This window comes from Psychrobacillus psychrotolerans (genome assembly GCF_900115805.1).
GTDB classification, from domain to species: Bacteria; Bacillota; Bacilli; order Bacillales_A; family Planococcaceae; genus Psychrobacillus; species Psychrobacillus psychrotolerans.
Map to the genome: position 1 here is coordinate 218865 of NZ_FOXU01000002.1, position 17568 is coordinate 236432.

General features: G+C 36.4%; 16 protein-coding genes and 1 other RNA gene. 9 read left to right on the top strand and 8 right to left on the bottom strand.

What is annotated here, in order from left to right; all coding sequences use genetic code 11:
• Positions 1 to 170 precede the first annotated feature (170 nt).
• Positions 171 to 557, top strand: coding sequence for an SLAP domain-containing protein (locus BM260_RS06140; protein ID WP_175496214.1), 387 nt, complete (start codon positions 171 to 173; stop codon positions 555 to 557).
• Between the two features lie 77 nt (positions 558 to 634).
• Here the strand turns inward: BM260_RS06140 and BM260_RS06145 are convergent, their stop codons facing one another.
• The 5 genes from BM260_RS06145 to ssrS all read right to left on the bottom strand — a co-directional run bounded on the left by BM260_RS06145 (position 635) and on the right by ssrS (position 4605).
• Positions 635 to 1825, bottom strand: coding sequence for an MFS transporter (locus BM260_RS06145; protein WP_093536150.1), 1191 nt, complete (start codon positions 1823 to 1825; stop codon positions 635 to 637).
• Between the two features lie 9 nt (positions 1826 to 1834).
• Positions 1835 to 2236: a MarR family transcriptional regulator gene (locus BM260_RS06150; protein WP_093536152.1), complete on the bottom strand. Its 402-nt coding sequence runs from the start codon at positions 2234 to 2236 to the stop codon at positions 1835 to 1837.
• Between the two features lie 180 nt (positions 2237 to 2416).
• Positions 2417 to 3022: a flavin reductase family protein gene (locus tag BM260_RS06155; protein WP_093536154.1), complete on the bottom strand. Its 606-nt coding sequence runs from the start codon at positions 3020 to 3022 to the stop codon at positions 2417 to 2419.
• A 161-nt stretch (positions 3023 to 3183) separates the two neighbouring features.
• A complete protein-coding gene (locus tag BM260_RS06160; RefSeq protein WP_093536156.1) occupies positions 3184 to 3789 on the bottom strand; it encodes an NADPH-dependent FMN reductase in 606 nt (201 codons plus the stop codon).
• Positions 3790 to 4410: 621 nt separating this feature from the next.
• Positions 4411 to 4605: non-coding RNA, 6S RNA (gene ssrS / locus BM260_RS06165), on the bottom strand.
• 83 nt (positions 4606 to 4688) lie between these two features.
• Here ssrS and BM260_RS06170 point away from each other — a divergent pair.
• Positions 4689 to 5486, top strand: coding sequence for a S1C family serine protease (locus BM260_RS06170; protein ID WP_093536158.1), 798 nt, complete (start codon positions 4689 to 4691; stop codon positions 5484 to 5486).
• Between the two features lie 130 nt (positions 5487 to 5616).
• Here the strand turns inward: BM260_RS06170 and BM260_RS06175 are convergent, their stop codons facing one another.
• Positions 5617 to 6381 (bottom strand): hypothetical protein, encoded by a 765-nt coding sequence (locus BM260_RS06175; protein WP_093536159.1) that lies wholly within the window; start codon positions 6379 to 6381, stop codon positions 5617 to 5619.
• Positions 6382 to 6407: 26 nt separating this feature from the next.
• Positions 6408 to 10226, bottom strand: a complete 3819-nt coding sequence (locus BM260_RS06180) for a DEAD/DEAH box helicase (protein WP_093536161.1) — start codon at positions 10224 to 10226, stop codon at positions 6408 to 6410.
• A 262-nt stretch (positions 10227 to 10488) separates the two neighbouring features.
• On the opposite strand from BM260_RS06180, the gene BM260_RS06185 reads away from it, so the two are divergent.
• Positions 10489 to 10872, top strand: a complete 384-nt coding sequence (locus tag BM260_RS06185; protein ID WP_093536163.1) for a DUF485 domain-containing protein — start codon at positions 10489 to 10491, stop codon at positions 10870 to 10872.
• Positions 10869 to 12392 (top strand): solute symporter family protein, encoded by a 1524-nt coding sequence (locus BM260_RS06190; protein WP_093536165.1) that lies wholly within the window; start codon positions 10869 to 10871, stop codon positions 12390 to 12392. Before BM260_RS06185 ends, BM260_RS06190 begins: the two co-directional genes overlap by 4 nt.
• 54 nt (positions 12393 to 12446) lie before the next feature.
• On the opposite strand, the gene BM260_RS06195 is transcribed toward BM260_RS06190, so the two are convergent.
• Positions 12447 to 12989 (bottom strand): YhcN/YlaJ family sporulation lipoprotein, encoded by a 543-nt coding sequence (locus BM260_RS06195; RefSeq protein WP_093536167.1) that lies wholly within the window; start codon positions 12987 to 12989, stop codon positions 12447 to 12449.
• Positions 12990 to 13127: 138 nt separating this feature from the next.
• Between BM260_RS06195 and BM260_RS06200 the strand changes: the two genes are divergently transcribed.
• The 5 genes from BM260_RS06200 to BM260_RS06220 all read left to right on the top strand — a co-directional run bounded on the left by BM260_RS06200 (position 13128) and on the right by BM260_RS06220 (position 17472).
• Positions 13128 to 14297 (top strand): M20 family metallopeptidase, encoded by a 1170-nt coding sequence (locus tag BM260_RS06200; RefSeq protein WP_093536169.1) that lies wholly within the window; start codon positions 13128 to 13130, stop codon positions 14295 to 14297.
• A gap of 136 nt (positions 14298 to 14433) precedes the next feature.
• A complete protein-coding gene (locus BM260_RS06205) occupies positions 14434 to 15375 on the top strand; it encodes a DMT family transporter (RefSeq protein ID WP_322788066.1) in 942 nt (313 codons plus the stop codon).
• A 19-nt stretch (positions 15376 to 15394) separates the two neighbouring features.
• Positions 15395 to 16024 (top strand): alpha/beta hydrolase, encoded by a 630-nt coding sequence (locus BM260_RS06210; RefSeq protein WP_093536171.1) that lies wholly within the window; start codon positions 15395 to 15397, stop codon positions 16022 to 16024.
• A 235-nt stretch (positions 16025 to 16259) separates the two neighbouring features.
• Positions 16260 to 16883, top strand: a complete 624-nt coding sequence (locus BM260_RS06215; RefSeq protein WP_093536173.1) for a TerD family protein — start codon at positions 16260 to 16262, stop codon at positions 16881 to 16883.
• A gap of 13 nt (positions 16884 to 16896) precedes the next feature.
• Positions 16897 to 17472: a TerD family protein gene (locus BM260_RS06220; RefSeq protein ID WP_093536175.1), complete on the top strand. Its 576-nt coding sequence runs from the start codon at positions 16897 to 16899 to the stop codon at positions 17470 to 17472.
• Positions 17473 to 17568 lie beyond the last annotated feature (96 nt).

Sequence of the window (17568 nt, forward strand, 5' to 3'; positions counted from 1 at the left end):
ATATACTCATAAACCACTATAAACTAGTAGTCCTTAAGTTATAACACTAATTAAAGTTGCCAAATTGTCGAATAACTATGAGGTTATTTCAGCTCAAAATGAACGATATTATTCTATTAAATTTATTGGTATGGTTAAGGAAGATGATATTAAATGGAGGAGTTTTGAATTTGCAAAGTTTACAATTTGAGGCATCATGGGAGAAGGCCATTGCTATCAATGATAGAAAACTGATAACCGATATTTTTCAAGTTAGCAGTAAAATAGGTGAAGAGAGTATACAATTGGTACCCATTTGGGAAGCCATGAATTATAAAGGTGAGGTATTGATCACTGTTCTTATTCACAACTTTACAGATACACCACATACTTTTCGACATCAAAAACTTACCTACCAGGAAAACGAAACAGTTGTTGCAGAACATATTTTCACTATTCCTCAGGTAGTTATTAAACCAAGAAACAGCATGCCTTGGACATTTATCTTTCCTATTGAAAGTTTACTACTGAAAAAAATCCATGGAAATGGAAAGTTAGAATGTAAACTAAACGATTGAGTATATTAAAAAATAGCGAAACGCCTAACGAATTGTACGTTAGGCGTTTTCTAGTTAATGCTTTTTGTAACAAAAACTTATACTATCTTCATCAATTCTCTATCTTTTCTTCCGTGTAATAAATAGTAAACGGGAATACAAATAACAATCACCGCAACCATTGCTACAAAGATTGTACGGTATCCAGTGTTAGGTACAATAAAACCTAAAATATATGGTCCTACCCCTAAACCAATATCAAATAAAATAAAATAAGTTGCAGTAGCCAAACCAAAACGATGGGGCTCTGTTACTTTAACCGCTATTGTTTGCGCCACAGAATTAAAGTTACCATAACCAATACCTATAAATGCGGCTGCAAGGAGTAACATCCACCCTGCTGAAGCCTGGCTAAACAACAGCATGCCAATAGCAAATAGAACAATACATGGGTATACGATTATGTTCGCACCTTTAGTATCCATTAGTTTACCTGTAAAGGGACGAGAAATAATTATAACAATTGCATACACTAAAAAGAAATAACTAGCAACACTAACTAGATTAATGGACTCTGCATAGAATGACAAAAATGTCATAACCCCCGAATAACTAAACCCAATAATTAATGCCACAAATGAAATAGGCACTGCCTTCGGTTCTATAAATTGAGATAAAATGGAGCTTTTAACTTCTGTTTTCTCTGGTTGTTTAATTGGAGCTAATTTTAGTTTCACAGCTGCCAAAAATAATATACAGAGGATAGACAAAGCAAGGTTCATCGTGAACATGATTGTGAATCCATTTTCCATCTTCAATAGTAGAATCCCTATAAAAGGACCAATCGCAGTAGCTAGTACAGCGCTTAGACTAAAATAGCCAATTCCTTCTCCTTTACGGGCTCTCGGCAATATATGAGCCACAATGGTACCGGTAGCTGTACCTATAATTCCAACGGCAACCCCTTGTGCTAAACGGTTAACTAATAGTAGCGGGATACTGTTTGCTAAAAAGTAAAATAAGGAAGTAATAGTAAAGAAAGATAGACCTACCCACAATATATTAGTCGGTCCTTTTATTCCGATGAAACGTCCAGCACCAAGTCTCCCTATTAATGAACCTATAATAAAAATACTAGATACTAAGCCTGCCGTACTGGTGGATGCCTCAAATTCCGATTTTGCATAAGATGCGATTGTTACAAGTAGTAAAAAATATACTAATGTCGCTAAAAAATTTATAGTTGAAACGATTATAAAATCCTTTGTCCAAAGTTTTTCCTTGTTCATAAACTACCACTACTTCCTAAAATTTTGCTGCAATTTTTCTAATACCTTTTCCACTACCTCACACTCTTCCTCCGTGATATCTACTAAAAGGGAAGCTTGAAAAGCATGTACTACTTTCTTTAATTGCTGATATTTAACTATGCCTTCCTCTGTTAAATGCATCACTTTTTTTCGTTTATCGGTACCGTAAACAACATATATTAGATGTTGGTCAATAAGTTTCTGAGCAAGCGCTGTTACAGATGGCTTCTCGACACTCCAGTAGAGGGCGATTTCTGAATTTGTCGCAGGTCCAACCTCAGAAATATATCTTATTAATCCCCATTGGGCTTCCGACATTTGATATGGGCCTAACACTTGCTGTAAACCATTCGCATAGGGTCTTTGCAGTATTTTAAATTTAGCAAACATCGAGTTCAGATGAGTATCCTCCTTCATATTATAAAACTAGTTAGTTAGCCTAATTAATTAAATATCATTTTACTGCATTTGTAAAGTATTTAATAATTCATTCAACAGCTGGTCGATTCATATAAAAAACACTCTCACCATCATTGGCAAGAGTGTTATTACAGTACATAAGGAAATTCACTATTTAGGTCTTTCAAGAGAAAATATTTTACCAATTGTCGCATAGTTAGTTCCTGCTAAACGACTGACAGCATTTAAACTTTTGGGATCTACCTTTCCATCTTCATATATTCCTTCATCAATATGAAACTGAACTACTTCCCCTATGAATAAATCACTACTAGGTTCTTCTCCACCTAGAGGAATTGCTTGTATTAGCCTGCACTCCATTCGAACCTTTGCTTCCATTATGCCCGGTACCTTAACATTATCGCTTGCTACCAAAGTTAGATTCGCTAATTCAATTTCACTTTCTGAAGCAGGCAATGAAGCTGCTGTTTCATTGATTTTCGCTACATTCTCATCATCGACAATATGGACAACAAATTGTTGGTTATCATAAATATTGCGAGCAGTATCTTTTACTCGACCACTTGGTCTTTGGATAGCTAATGACACCATCGGCGGGTTGGACGAAACAATATTGAAATAACTAAATGGTGCTCCATTAACAATTCCACCACCAGATTGTGTAGTAACGAAAGCAATGGGCCTAGGAATAATAGAACCTATTAAAAGTTTATAATTCTCTCGCTCACTATTTTGTTTGGGATCAATCGAAATCAATAGTTTCAACTCCTCTATTAGCTGGTTGCAAGCACTTAATGGGAATAAGTTCTGAGCAAAACTTTCAATCTATTTGATATCGTTTTGCACAAAATTTATTTGGTAAATTATAAAATGCACATGCGAACATGTACATTTTATGATTTATCGTTTTACAATAATTATTTACGAATTGTATTTAATGCTGTTGTCCAAGGGATAACTTGATCTAGCATTTGGTTTACTGAATCTGCTTGTACCGCAGCTGGTTTGAAGTCTGTACCATTTTCAAAATCTGTAAATAATGATAATGCTGGATGTACACGTACATGCGCTACTAATAATTCACTTAAAATGCCACGTAAATGTTCAGTTGCACGAGCTCCCCCAACTGAACCATAAGATACGATCCCTGCTGCTTTGTTATTCCACTCTTCACGTAAATAATCTAAAGCATTTTTAAGTGCTCCTGTGATTGAGTGATTGTATTCTTGAACGATAAATACGAATCCGTCTTGTTTTGCAATAATTTCTGACCATGCTGCTGCACCTGATGCATCGCCGCCTGCTTCACCTAAAAGTGGTAGTTTATATTCTGCAATATCAATAATTGTATAGTTTGCATCTCCACGTTTATCAGCTAATTCTTTTACCCATGCCCCTACTTGTGGACTAACGCGTCCCTCACGTGTTGATCCTAAAATGATACCTATATTTAATTTTGTCATTGTTTTTTCCTCCTCTTGTTGTGGTTCCTGCGTTCCAAATAGTTTACTTAAAAAACCCAATTTATTTTTCACCACCTTAGTAGCAAGTATTACTAAACTAATACCGTTTTTATTCACCATATATTTAGTGAATATTTTTCTAAGTAATAGCTTTACTTTTCCCTATAGTTTCTTAAAATAATCAAAAGTAGAGATAATTAAGAAAAAGATCCTCTATTTGATTTTGACTTTTATATCTCTAATTAATAAATCTTTAATTCGAGATAATGATATCATAAATCGAAAATTATTGTCAAATGAAGTGTTTTGAACTGCTCATTAAGGTTTGTTAAAGTTTTCCCAACCTACCTAAACGTACCGCTCTGTGCAAGGTTTCTTTTGGCTATGATAGGAGCTTTCAAGCACACTTGCGTGGGTTTAGATGCTTATAGTTGCTATCCTTCTATAAAAAACACTCCTCCGTGATTGTCGAATGAGTGTTTTAGCGTTATTTTAGTAAGTCCATATATCGACTGGACACATATCTACCAATCCTGCGTAAAACCGCTTTTCTTCTTCCCTTAACTTGATGGTTTATTTGAATTTTCAACCCCAGAACAACCCCATTTTAAAATCCACAAAAAAACACCCTTACCATTCCTGGCAAGGGTGCTCTATTAGTGTTGCTATATTAGACTTTTTAAGTAAGCCGCCTTTGCCGTACATTCATTAGAAAGTTTTAAACCACCACTCCTCAAAGTGGGTGTTCGCAGATACTATCCTGCATGTCCTTATTGTCTAAAAGAGAACAAGGCGTGTCATTCCAGCTCTATATAAAACTCCCTATTACAGCTTAAAGGTTAAAACTTAATATCCATACGTACAATGCAGCTTATGTTTATATAATATACTCTTCTCGATTAAATTTCAATGGAAATGATTTGGTATAATGTAAAAAGAGCTACAGAGGATGTGATGATGTGGACAAGGAATCAATTGAGAAAGAATTCGAAGACATTACTGATGAAGAATTACAGATACTAGTTCTAGAAGCACAAAGAGAAGCATTAGAAAAAGAAGCGTTACAAAAAACAAGACCAAAACCGAAGCGACCTTTTCCAAAATGGATATTCTGGACAATGGCTGTTGTCTTATTCGTCAATACATTTGCAATCATTTTTCAGATCTATTCCATTCCAGCCATTGAATTTATCAAAACTTCCGCTAAGTTATCAGCACAGGAAGATATTGCACGATATAAGGAAGCCGTTGTTGTTGTTTTAACGAATGATAGCAAGGGAACTGGATTCTCTATTTCAAAGGAAGGACAAATTCTCACCAATTATCATGTAGTCGATGACAATAAAAGCGTAATAGTCGGGTTTCCAGAAGCGGGACGTTTTAAAGCAGATGTTATACAAACCTATCCATCTATAGATCTCGCAATTCTACAAGTAGATGAAAAAGACCTCCCTTATTTAGAGCTTGCAGAAAAACCATCTTACTCATTTGGTGATCCTATTACCTTTATCGGCAATCCACTTAAATTTACAGGTATTGCGAATGAAGGAACATTAATCGATTTTTATCAGTTAAGTGATTGGGAAGTCCCTGTAATGATGATGGAAGCTCCAGTGTATAGAGGAAATAGTGGCAGCCCTGTATTGGATGACAAAGGGAAAGTAATTGGCGTTGTATTTGCTACACTAGATCATGATGAGTATGGTAAAGTCGGACTTTTTATACCGATTAAAGAGTATTATAATACCCAGAAATGATTACAGAAAGCCCGATTAGCATTGGTTCGCTAATCGGGCTTTTCCTGTTGCTCTCGTATAGGAATAAATGCCTCTTGTTCGTGCTAATTTCTCTCTTGTATAGCAATGAATCTCTCTCACATAAAAATAATCACGTACCCACATTTAAAAATTTCTCTCGCCAAATAACTCGTTCTTTTTCATTCAGCTCATTTTCGAGTGTTTCATCCCATTGTTCAAGAAATGTATTCCAGACTCTCGCGTATAGAAGATCCTCTGATGGATTGTATAAAATAAATTCAAAGCAAGGAACATCATCTACATATAGTTCCGTGTTGGATACAATTTCAGATACAACGGTTTGAAGATCTCCATCCACTTTTTCCATTCCATTTGCTTGAAGTGCATCAACTAGTACGTCTTCTGCCCATTTAAATCTTACTTTTTCCTCCGAGGCATATCGGAAAAGATTCAACGTTTCTTCGCCGTCCAATGCCGGTTTTATTTCTCCCTGTAAAAAAGTAGAGTGGCTTGGGCTATAAAGTAAATTCTGGCTTTGGGCATCTAGTTCTTCTTCAAATATTCCATCGTTGAGTTGTTTAATCCCTTTTTCAGTTAACGTATAAACTTGATTTTTTATTTCTATTAATTGAGTTCTCTTCATAATGTTGATCAAATCTTCCATAAATAACTGCTCCACAAGTAGTAACTCACTAATTTGCATAGCACTTGTTACTTTTGCTTTTTGACATGTTATCAACATCATTTTCATTAGAACATCCATTTTTATACGTTTTACAGGTTTATATTCCACTTCAATTGTATGAAGTGGAATCGTCCACGCTGTGGATGAAACTACTTTAGCTTGAACATTTTGTAGTAACTCTTTTTTGAGGCGTTTTTCTAGTTCAATCATTTTAATATACTCCTATAACCTAAACATTATTTCTTTCTGGCACCTTGAAAGTTAGTCCATCCGTTCTTATCTTTTACAATTTGAAGCAAGCGACCATACATTTCTCTAGAAGTTTTTTGTTTTGCTCGTTTAGTGAACATATCGGAGCTTCCTACTAAAACAAGCAGCTCTCTTGCTCTTGATAATGCCACATTTAAGCGACGGTAGTCATTAGCAAATCCAATGTCTCCACTCTTTTCTTGATTGTTCCTTACCATACTTAGTAAGATGACATCCATCTCCATCCCTTGAAACTTATCTACAGTTCCAGTTCGAAAGGTCAAATGAGTTAAGTTAACCTGCTGTTGAATAAGTCGATCAATTCGCTTGACCTGCTCTCCGTAAAAACTAATGACCCCAATACTTTTACGTTCATCAGGATTCATTCTTCCTTCTTTTTTAGCAATTGCCGTAGCCTCATTTAAATCTATTAGTACGTCACGAATAGTATCTAACTCCGCTTGGTTAAAACGACTTTTCCCATCCTTCATACGCTCTTCAAAATACGGTTTTTGGTTGGGCATATCTATCCATAACAGATGGTCTTTTCTATTCACGTAGCGCGATTCAAGTAGGTGGTCTCGGGCAGAATCTGAATCAACCAACCCACATTGGAGTCGATAATTCTCTTCCTCATAAAACGGAGTGATTGTCTGCATTATACTTTCATGCATTCTATACTGGATTGCTAGCATCGTTTTACTCGTCTTAGGTAAATTTTTGAATAACCGTTCAAATAATGATTCCTTTAAAAGTTTTTTTAACTCATCCTTTTCCTCTAGATTTTCACTTTCTTCTAGTATAGCCTGTAGTGTTTCATCTAGAGTATCCTCTCCAACAAGAGGTGGTAGCTGATGATGATCACCAACTAGAATAACTTTCTTGCCTTTTAACATTGGTAAAAGCAATTCAGGTGGAGTTGCTTTAGAAACTTCATCTATTATAACTACATCAAAAACAGGGTAGTTTTCCATAAATTCTTTACGCGCAGATGCAACACATGTTGTTCCAATAACATTGGCATGACGAACATATAACTTACGAATTTCATCTAAATCGTGGTCATTTGCATCCTTTAATAGTGAGTGCCAGTCTTTTTGCACTGTTTGCGTAATTGGAAGGCGATCCTTCTCTAGTTGAAGCTTTACTATTTCTTCTTTAGTTTCTTTTATCGTTTCCCCTACTTTGTCGAATGCATGTTCAGGGTTTTGAAGTATAATTTCATCTAAAGCTTTTAGTTTGCGCTCTTGCTCTAAACCATCTGCATTCACTTGTTTAATTTTTTGATCGTTGTCTTGGAGAATAGCTTGTTTTCCCTCTAGTTCCTTGGTTAGCTGTTGAAAATGATTCTTTTTCATTTCCAGTTGTTCCATATAACTTATAACCGTTTCTTTCGTTTTCTTCAATTTGGCAAGAGAGACCTCGATTTCCGATTTCCTGCCTCTTAAATCCGAGTGTATCAAGAGTAGATTGGTTGTATCGATCTCCGTCTTTAGCTCATTCACTGTCTTTTGAAGAAACTCTAGTTGTTTCTTTTCATTTATGGTCTTATTAGCTATATCAGTTTGAAGATGTTGAAGTGATATAAACTCTCTATTGCTATCACTGAGCACTTGTGACTTAATCGTTTGAAACTTAGTAATGGAACTATTTTTTACTAACTGAATCATTGATTTCTGCTTTATCACAAATTTTTCTCTTACATATAATCCTTCCAGTAATATAGCTAACTTTTCGGTTGTTAGTTCATCATCACCCGTCATAATGTGCTTCATCCGATTCATAAACTGATGAATTTCTTTTACCGTATATTCAGTATCAAACAAAATACCGCTTCTTCCCATGTTATTTTTTACATTTTCAACAGGGAATTTATACTTGAGAAGTAACTTTTCTACATAATCTATAGCAGCGTGTAAGCGAGAGTTTAAATCTTGCCAATCATTGAATGCTTTAATTTTGTCTATTAGCTCATCTAATTCAGCCATCTGTTGCTGTAGTTGCGAAGAAAGTTCTATTCCATACTCTTTCATTGTACTTTTTAGCTGATCTATCTTCTTGATAGAATCTATATCAGTCTTTAACGTTTCAAGATGATTTAACTTTGTCAGTACGGTTTGATACTTCTCTCTATATGTTTCTACATTTGTTTCTGTTTGTTGCAGGGACGCTATCGTGTCCTTATATACAAGGTGATTTTGAATTCCCTTTATCTCTACCATAAGAGAGTCTATTTCGGTGACAAGTTCTTGCTTTGTCGGATTAGACACAAGGAATTGCTCCATAGTATTTACTTCATGCGCTAAAGCTTCCGACTTTACTCGTACTTCATATAATCTCGATTCTAGCTCTTCATGATCTTTTTTTAATAAAACCAATGCTTTTTTTAACTTTTTAATCTCTTCTATTCCTAACTCATACTCCACTTTTGCTTCTGCTTTATGTTCAATAGCTTTTTTCAATAAAATTTGTTCTTTACTAAGTTCCTCAATTTGAAGCTTACATCCAGCTATTTGTTTAAGGAGCTGACCTTCTCTTAAAGAGTGTTCATCCAACTCTTTTTGTAAGGCAGATAAAGTTTGTTCTTTCCAATACTGCCCCACGTTTTCTTCGATAAACCTTTTGCCCTCTTCTTCAATACTTTCTGTCCTACCGAATCGCAGAATACGAATTTCTTTGTTTGAAAGTAATCTACTAAGTGCATTGTCTACTGCTAAATTAGATTGAGACGCTACAAGAGTACGTAACCCGGCCTTTGCATTTTGTTGACATATTTCAGAGATGACCGTTGTTTTTCCAGTGCCAGGCGGACCTTGAATCACATATAAATCTTCCGCTGACATCGCACCAATTACCGCTTCTTGTTGGAATTCGTTTAGCTGGTTATGGAATTCTAATTCTTTACGCTTTGCATTCACACGAATGGTTGGCCGATCTTCGAATAAAATTTTCTCGAGATTTGGATTGGCAGCTAACCCATTTTGTAAATCTTCAAATCCCTTCCGTAGACGTCTAATTTGACTGAGTGAGGCGAAATTACTAAAAACTGCCTCTTTCGATTTGGGATTCCATTGATTTTTCCTTGCAAGTTCTCTATATTTTGGCTTGATTTCTATTTCAATTGTTTGTTTTGCTCGATCTGATTTCAATATATCGCCTACGTCATTTTGGAAACCTTTTAACGTTACACTAAGACCTCTTAAGTTTTTCCATTCGTTCGCATTCATCGTACAGCCTTGCAAGCTCATACGACTAAAATCTGCATTGAAGATAAGTTTAGAGTATGGACTAGTTATATCCGCAATATCTGCATTACGCTCTTGAATCTTCAAATAACCTTCCCAACTAGAAATTCGTTTTTTTACATACTCTGAACGCTCTTCTGCTACAGGGAGTTCTTGAATTTTTGTATGCAATGCTAGCGGCATGCCTGCACCATTATTTTTAGCAGTAACAAATGTTAAATTGACCGGGAGACGGCGATTAGTACGAACAGGAACCTTCGGACCTCTCACATAAAGACCCGTTGCAAGTAAACCGTCTTTTTGCAGGATACACTCCATCACTACTACACGGTTATCCATTTTTTCAGCGAGCTTATTGTTTGCTACATTATCAAAATATATGGACAGTGATGTATTTCCATGATTATTTACTGGGCGCTTTTCAATATGTACTTCAAAAGAACTCTGTATGTTAAAAAAGGCATGTTCATCAGTTGACCATTCCTGAATTCCTTTGCGCGCTTTATTAGTAATCATTAAATTACAGCGCAATGTCTTAACTAAGGTTGCTGATTGGCTCATGAACAAACCTCCTTCTTTATCGTAAGTAAATACGTAATTTATTCAACTTATCTATGTTATCATTTTTAGCTGAGAAATTGCATAATCCGACTTATCTATCTTTCGCTAATACTATTTTTAAATAATATCAATAGGAGTTACGGCATAAATATGAATATTTTGTGAATTAATAATTGCTTACTCTATTAATCTTTATTATGATAGATTTACAGTTTTTAGATAGAAAATTCTAAAAATTGAATATAATTTAGGAGGAACGTGCATGGCGATTAAGACCGAAACTGCTTTAAATAAGACGAAACCTCTAGATAAAAAGAAAACAACACCCCAAAAAGGGGGTCCGCCTAATTATTCTGCGATTGCAGAAAGTACAGAGTTCAAATCCCTGAAAAGAAAGAAAAACAAATTTATTTTACCAATAACAATATTTTTCTTACTGAGTTATATTTTGCTTCCCATTTTGACTTCTTATACGACTATTTTAAATAATAATGCATTTGGTGATATCGCTTGGGTTTGGATTTATGCCCTTTCACTCTTTGTAATGACATGGGTATTATGCATGGTTTATGTCCGCCGTGCCAATGATTTTGATAAAGAAGCAGAGATTATTTTTGAAAAAGAAAAGGCTGGTGACTATAAATGAATGTAATAGGATTGGCATTTTTTGTAGCAATAGTTGGACTAACTTTATTTGTTACATATATAGCCTCCAAGCGTACAAACTCAGCCAGTGAATTTTATACAGCTGGTGGCGGATTAACTGGCTGGCAAAATGGAATTGCGATTGCTGGAGATTACTTATCCGCTGCTTCTTTCTTAGGTATCGCAGGCGCAATCGCACTTTTCGGTTTTGATGGTTTCTTTTACAGCATTGGTTATTTAGTAGCTTACTTGGTTGTGTTATATATTGTAGCTGAGCCACTACGAAATCTCGGGAAATATACTCTTGCAGATATGATTACTGCTAGGTTCGATCAAAAGAAAATTCGTGCAGCGGCTGCTATAAGTACATTAACTATTGTTTTGTTTTATATGATTGCACAGCTTGTAGGTGCAGGTGCACTTATTCAATTATTATTAGGAATCGATTATTGGGTTGCTGTTCTTTTAGTCGGTGTCATGATGACTATTTATGTACTATGGGGTGGAATGGCTGCAACTAGCTGGGTACAAATCATAAAAGCTGCCTTGTTGATGGTCGGTACTGTGCTTATTTCCGTCCTAGTATTGTGGAAATTCAACTTTAATATTCTAGGCATGTTTACAGAAATGAAATCCATAACCGCTAATGGTGAAGCATATTTACATCCTGGTGTGAAATATACAAACGGACTAGATACGATATCTATGATGATTGCATTAGTGCTAGGAACTGCTGGTTTACCACATATTCTAATGCGTTTCTTTACTGTAAAAGATGCAAAAACGGCTCGTAGCTCCGTTGTTTACGCTACTTGGATTGTAGGGATCTTCTATGTATTAACTATTTTCTTAGGATTTGGTGCTGCTGCATTTGTAGGTTCTGATGCAATCATAGCAGCTAATCCGGCTGGAAATATGGCTGCTCCTTTATTAGCACAGGCTTTAGGTGGAGATATTCTAATGTCGTTTGTCTCAGCAGTTGCATTTGCTACAATCTTAGCCGTTGTAGCTGGCTTGGTGCTTTCAGGAGCATCCGCTTTTGCACATGATTTATATGGACAAATTTTCAAAAAAGGTAAAGCAACAGAAAAACAACAAATGAACGCTGCGCGTCTTGCTTCTGTTGGGGTTTCTGCTTTCTCTATACTGCTAGCACTCGGTGCACAGTCTATGAACGTGGCATTCCTAGTTTCTCTTGCATTTTGTATTGCAGCAAGTGCAAACCTGCCAGTAATCATTTATACAATTTACTGGAAAAACTTTAATACCACTGGTGCTTTGACCGCTATAATCACTGGTCTCTTTTCTGCTCTTATACTTGTGGCAATAAGCCCTAACTTGTGGGCTGCGGACGGTTCAATGGCCTTTACTGGGGAAGCTCTTTTCCCACTCACCAATCCTGCTTTAGTTTCAGTTCCTCTCGGATTCTTAGGTGGATGGATCGGCACACTTTTTGGGGCTCGAGCAGATCAACGAAAATATGCAGAAGTAGATGTAAAAGCAAATATTGGATTAAAATAACTTGTGTTCCGTAAAAAAACCGATTCCTTTGGGAATCGGTTTTTTCCTTTATAATTACTCTGCTCGGTCCGGGAATACTCTATCCACTGTATCTGTGAATTCATTAAAGAACCCTTCTACTGGCTCATCTGCTCTTATTCTGTCTCCATAATCTTTAAACTGTTGCGATAAATCTGGATTGGCTGATACATACACATTTTTGAAGTCAGCATTTTCTTTCTTAGCAGCATCTGAAATTTTAGTTTTTATTTCTTCTGTCTCTTCCGTACCTTCTTTTAGTTCTACTGCCACGTATGCATTATTGTCTGTTACTAATACACTTGCCGATTCTACTTCTTCTAACTCTGTAATTTTATCTGCTACTTGATCGGCTACTTCTACATCTTGTGCATTAGTATCGTTTGTTGTACCGCCATTTGTAGCATTGCCATCTGTAGTACCTGCATCTGTTCCATTCATGTCTTCATCTACCATATCGGTGTTTTCTGTTGTTTTATCTGTCCCGTTGTCTTTCGCTTCATCATCATTATTATTACCACATGCAGTCAGTAATCCGATGAGAAGCATCATAAATACTAGTTTGAGTAATCTATTCACTTTTTCTTTCCTCCTTTTGATTTGCTATAAAAATAGCTTGGTCTATTTAATGGGAAATATGCGTAAGTTCATAAAAATGACTTCAATCTCTGATATACTTTGTTTATTGAAAAATCAGATAAGGGGAGAATATTAAAAATGAGTATGGATATTATTAAACAGCTTGAGGCATCATACGATGAAATGGTCAGTATTCGGCGATATTTACATATGCATCCGGAAGTTTCGTTTCAAGAAGTCGAAACAGCAAAATATATACAAAAATTCTATACAGAATTAGAAATACCTTTCCAAGCAAATGTGGGAGGCAATGGGGTTGTTGCAAGAGTAAAAGGAACTTTACCAGGCAAAACTGTTGCATTGCGAGCAGACTTCGATGCTCTTCCCATCCAAGACGAAAAAAATGTCCCTTATAAATCAACCGTTCCAGGAGTCATGCATGCTTGTGGTCACGATGGACATACCGCTGCATTACTAATACTTGCTCGGACGATAAATGAATTTAAAAATCAATTAGCAGGTGAATATGTATTTATCCATCAGCATGCGGAAGAATATGCTCCTGGTGGCGCTAAACCAATGATCGAGGCTGGTTGTTTGGAAGGTGTAGATGTTATATTTGGCACCCATTTATGGTCTCAAACGCCCCTCGGTACCATTGAATATAAAAGTGGCCCCATTATGGCAGCAGCAGATCGTTTTTCAATCACTATCCAAGGAAAAGGCGGCCATGGTGCAAATCCACACGACACAAAGGATTCTATCGTAGTTGCCTCACAGTTAGTTGTAAACTTACAGCAATTAGTTTCTAGACGAGTAAATCCTACTGAATCCGCAGTGCTTTCTGTAGGATCTTTCATCGCTGATAACGCATTCAATATTATTGCAGATACGGTGAAAATGACCGGTACCGTTCGCACATTTAAACCTGACGTTAGAGATTTAATGGAAAATGAATTAAAACGCGTCTTAGAAGGCAACTGCTATACAGCGGATTGCTCTTATTCTTTCCTATATGAAAGAGGCTATCCTCCTGTAATTAATCATGTAGAAGAAACAGACTATGTTGCAGAAATAGCTAGAACTGTTCCAGGAGTGAGCGAAGTGATTGAATCTGAGTTATTGATGATCGGTGAGGACTTTGGTTATTACCTAGAAGAAATTCCAGGTACTTTCTTCTTTACGGGGGCCATGCCGGAAGGAGATGTTTTCCCACATCATAGTCCCAAGTTCGATTTTGATGAACGTGCAATGTTAGTAGCTGCAAAAACGTTAGGAATTGCTGCGATTAACTACCATCTGAAGTGAAACAAGACCTGAGAATCGGCTAGATTCTCAGGTCTTGTTTTCGCTTGTTGATAGCACCTATTGTACGAATGATAAAATTATTGTAGGATTAGTTGTTTGCAGGATTAAAGATTTTTTAAACCGTTTAGGAAGTTTGGTGAAATATTTGAATACAAAAGCGTTAATACTGGCATTATTTTCAGTAACTATTTGGGGTTCTTCGTTTGCCTCCATTAGTGCTAGCTTGCAGGGAGGATATACTGCAGGGCATTTAATATTAGTTCGATTTTTGATTGCTTCTATTATATTCTTTATTATTGCCTTGTGGCCTGGAGTCCAATTTCGATTACCTCACAAGGAAGATCTATTTAAAATAGTCATTCTCGGCTTGATCGGGATTAGTGTATACCATCTATGTGTTACATTTGGGCAACTATCGATATCTGCAGGAACCGCAGGTATGCTAATTGGTTCCGCCCCTATCTTCACAACTATTATTGCGATCATCGTATTAAAAGAACGACTCGGCAGAATTGGTTGGTTTGGATTAGCATTTGGATTTGTCGGCATTCTAATGATTGCTTTAGGGACAGGTGGAGGATCTTTAGGTATCTCACCAGGAGTATTTCTCGTTATTATGGCAGCCTTTTCTACCGCAATATTTTTTGTTTATCAGAAACCTTTATATAAAAAGTATACTGCCATTGAATTGACTGCCTACTTTACTTGGGTAGGTACGATACCTTTTTTATTCTTTGCACCTGGACTTCTCGAGGGAATACAACACGCAACGTTAGAGGCTAATATCTCTGCAGTCTATATAGGGATATTCCCAACTGCAATTGCTTATTTAACATGGGCCATGGCGCTGTCTTATAGTGAGGCAAGCTCCGTTTCAAACTCATTGTATTTGGAGCCAGTCGTTGCAATTATTGTGACGTGGATTTGGTTGCAGGAGCTACCTTCTGCCCTATCTATTGGTGGAGGATTCGTTGCTATTGCAAGTGTCATTCTTGTAAATATGTACGGCAAAAAACATCAGTTAAAGCTCTCACCACAAGCTTCGCCCCCTACCTATGATAAGATAGACATACTCTAATTGAAGGGAAGTATAATATATGAAATCTCCTTTTACATTTAACCATACGGCACCTAACAATGCTGATCAAAAACAACCAGCCTTATTTTTACTACACGGTATGGGGAGTAATGAAGAAGATTTACCTCAGCTAGTAAAGGATTTTGAAAATACGCATCATATTTTTAGCTTACGGGGTCCTATCGTACATAAACCTGGCTATTCATTCTTCCTGATTGAAGAAATAGGAAAGCCTATAAGAGATGTATTTGATAAGGTTGTCACGCATCTTCAAGCTTTCATTCGAAAAGCAATAGTTGAGTACAACTTAGATCCTAAGGACATTACAATACTAGGCTTTAGTCAAGGTGCTATCCTTGCTCAAACAGTAGCACTAACAATGGGACCTGAAATCAGTAAAGTGGTCGCATTAAGTGGGTATATACCTGATTTTGTAAAAACAGAATATAGTAAGCAAAGCACTACTCACTTATCCATCTTTATATCTCATGGGGACTATGATTACGTAATTCCATCACAATGGGGACAAGGTAGTAAGGAGTATTTCGAAACTACGGGAGCCAATGTGACTTTTAAAACGTATACTGATGGGCACGGAGTAACACCAGAGAATCATCAAGACTTACTAGAGTTTTTAAATAAGAACTAATAATAATAGAGGAGAAGCGATATGTTGCCAGAAACATATTGCTTCTCCTCTACTTTTATTACGAATGCCTCTTTCCATTTATATTAACTAGATGTATATCATTCAACTTAATAGCTAAAGGTGAAAAATTCTGATAAAATTACACTATCCTCTGCTAATAAAAGCTTTGGTTTTTTGAAACTTATTACAGCATTTCGTCGTATATATTATATGACTAGAAAATGGAGGTAAAGAAATGGGTATTAATTTAGTTAAAGGTCAAAAAATTGACTTAACAAAAGGCAGATCTTCCTTATCTGGTGTTATGGTCGGATTAGGTTGGGATCCAGTTGTAAAAGAAAAGAAAAAAAGCGGATTTTTAGGTGGACTATTGGGTGGTGGCGGCAGTGCTGCTGGCGCTGAAATAGATTGCGATGCCTCCGTAATACTTCTAGATGAAAAAGGCAAATTATTATCTAAAGAAAACTTAGTCTATTTTGGAAACAAAACTAGTAAAGATGGCAGTGTTGTCCATTCTGGCGATAACCGTACGGGTGATGGCGATGGTGACGATGAAGTAATAAATGTAAACTTAAGTGCTATTTCACCTTCTGTACATAAGTTGGTGTTTGTAGTTAATATTTATCAAGCAAAACAAAGAAAACAAGATTTTGGGCTTATCCAAAATGCCTTCATCCGCTTAGTAGATAGCGGGAGTAAAGAAGAGTTAATACATTATAACTTGACGGAAAGCTACGCTGGGAAGACTTCCTTGTTCCCTGGTGAACTATATCGTCATGGATCAGAATGGAAGTTCTCTGCAATTGGCGAAGGTACAGCAGATTTAGATATCGGTTCTATAGCAAACAAATACTTATAAGGAGTGGTTATTAATGGGTATTAACTTATCAAAAGGACAAAAGGTAGATTTAACAAAATCGAACCCAGGCTTAGTCAATGTAACAGTTGGATTAGGTTGGGACACTAATAAATACGATGGCGGGAAAGACTTTGACTTAGACTCTTCCGTATTCCTTCTAGGCAGTAATGGAAAATGTGCTACTGAAGCAGACTTCATCTTCTATAATAATGCGACTGGTGGTAATGGTTCTGTCGTTCATACAGGAGATAACCGTACAGGTGATGGAGATGGCGATGACGAGCAAGTGAACATAAACTTATCCACTGTACCATCATCTGTTGATAAAATTGCTTTTAGTATCACTATTCACGATGCAGAAGATAGAGGTCAAAACTTTGGTCAAGTAAGTAATTCATATGTACGTATTTTAAATGCAGATACACAAGAAGAGATAATTCGCTATGATCTTGGGGAAGATTTCTCCATTGAAACTGCAGTTGTTGTCGGTGAATTATATCGCCATAATAACGAATGGAAATTCAACGCAATCGGAAGTGGATACCAAGGCGGTCTTGGAGCATTAGTTTCAGATTTCGGCTTGAATTAATAACTTCTCTCAAAAAGCAAGGGCATGCTACCTTGCTTTTTGTTTTAGGTTTTAGTATCTGAAGAATGCCGAGGTATTTGGGTATACCTAATAACT

Excerpts from the sequence above, each read along its gene's own strand:
- BM260_RS06210 (WP_093536171.1), top strand. The coding sequence starts at position 15,395 with ATGAAATCTCCTTTTACATTTAACCATACGGCACCTAACAATGCTGAT.
- BM260_RS06200 (WP_093536169.1), top strand. The coding sequence starts at position 13,128 with ATGAGTATGGATATTATTAAACAGCTTGAGGCATCATACGATGAAATG.
- BM260_RS06175 (WP_093536159.1), bottom strand. The coding sequence starts at position 6,381 with ATGATTGAACTAGAAAAACGCCTCAAAAAAGAGTTACTACAAAATGTT.
- BM260_RS06220 (WP_093536175.1), top strand. The coding sequence starts at position 16,897 with ATGGGTATTAACTTATCAAAAGGACAAAAGGTAGATTTAACAAAATCG.
- BM260_RS06150 (WP_093536152.1), bottom strand. The coding sequence starts at position 2,236 with ATGTTTGCTAAATTTAAAATACTGCAAAGACCCTATGCGAATGGTTTA.
- BM260_RS06215 (WP_093536173.1), top strand. The coding sequence starts at position 16,260 with ATGGGTATTAATTTAGTTAAAGGTCAAAAAATTGACTTAACAAAAGGC.
- BM260_RS06190 (WP_093536165.1), top strand. The coding sequence starts at position 10,869 with ATGAATGTAATAGGATTGGCATTTTTTGTAGCAATAGTTGGACTAACT.
- BM260_RS06180 (WP_093536161.1), bottom strand. The coding sequence starts at position 10,226 with ATGAGCCAATCAGCAACCTTAGTTAAGACATTGCGCTGTAATTTAATG.
- BM260_RS06185 (WP_093536163.1), top strand. The coding sequence starts at position 10,489 with ATGGCGATTAAGACCGAAACTGCTTTAAATAAGACGAAACCTCTAGAT.
- BM260_RS06145 (WP_093536150.1), bottom strand. The coding sequence starts at position 1,825 with ATGAACAAGGAAAAACTTTGGACAAAGGATTTTATAATCGTTTCAACT.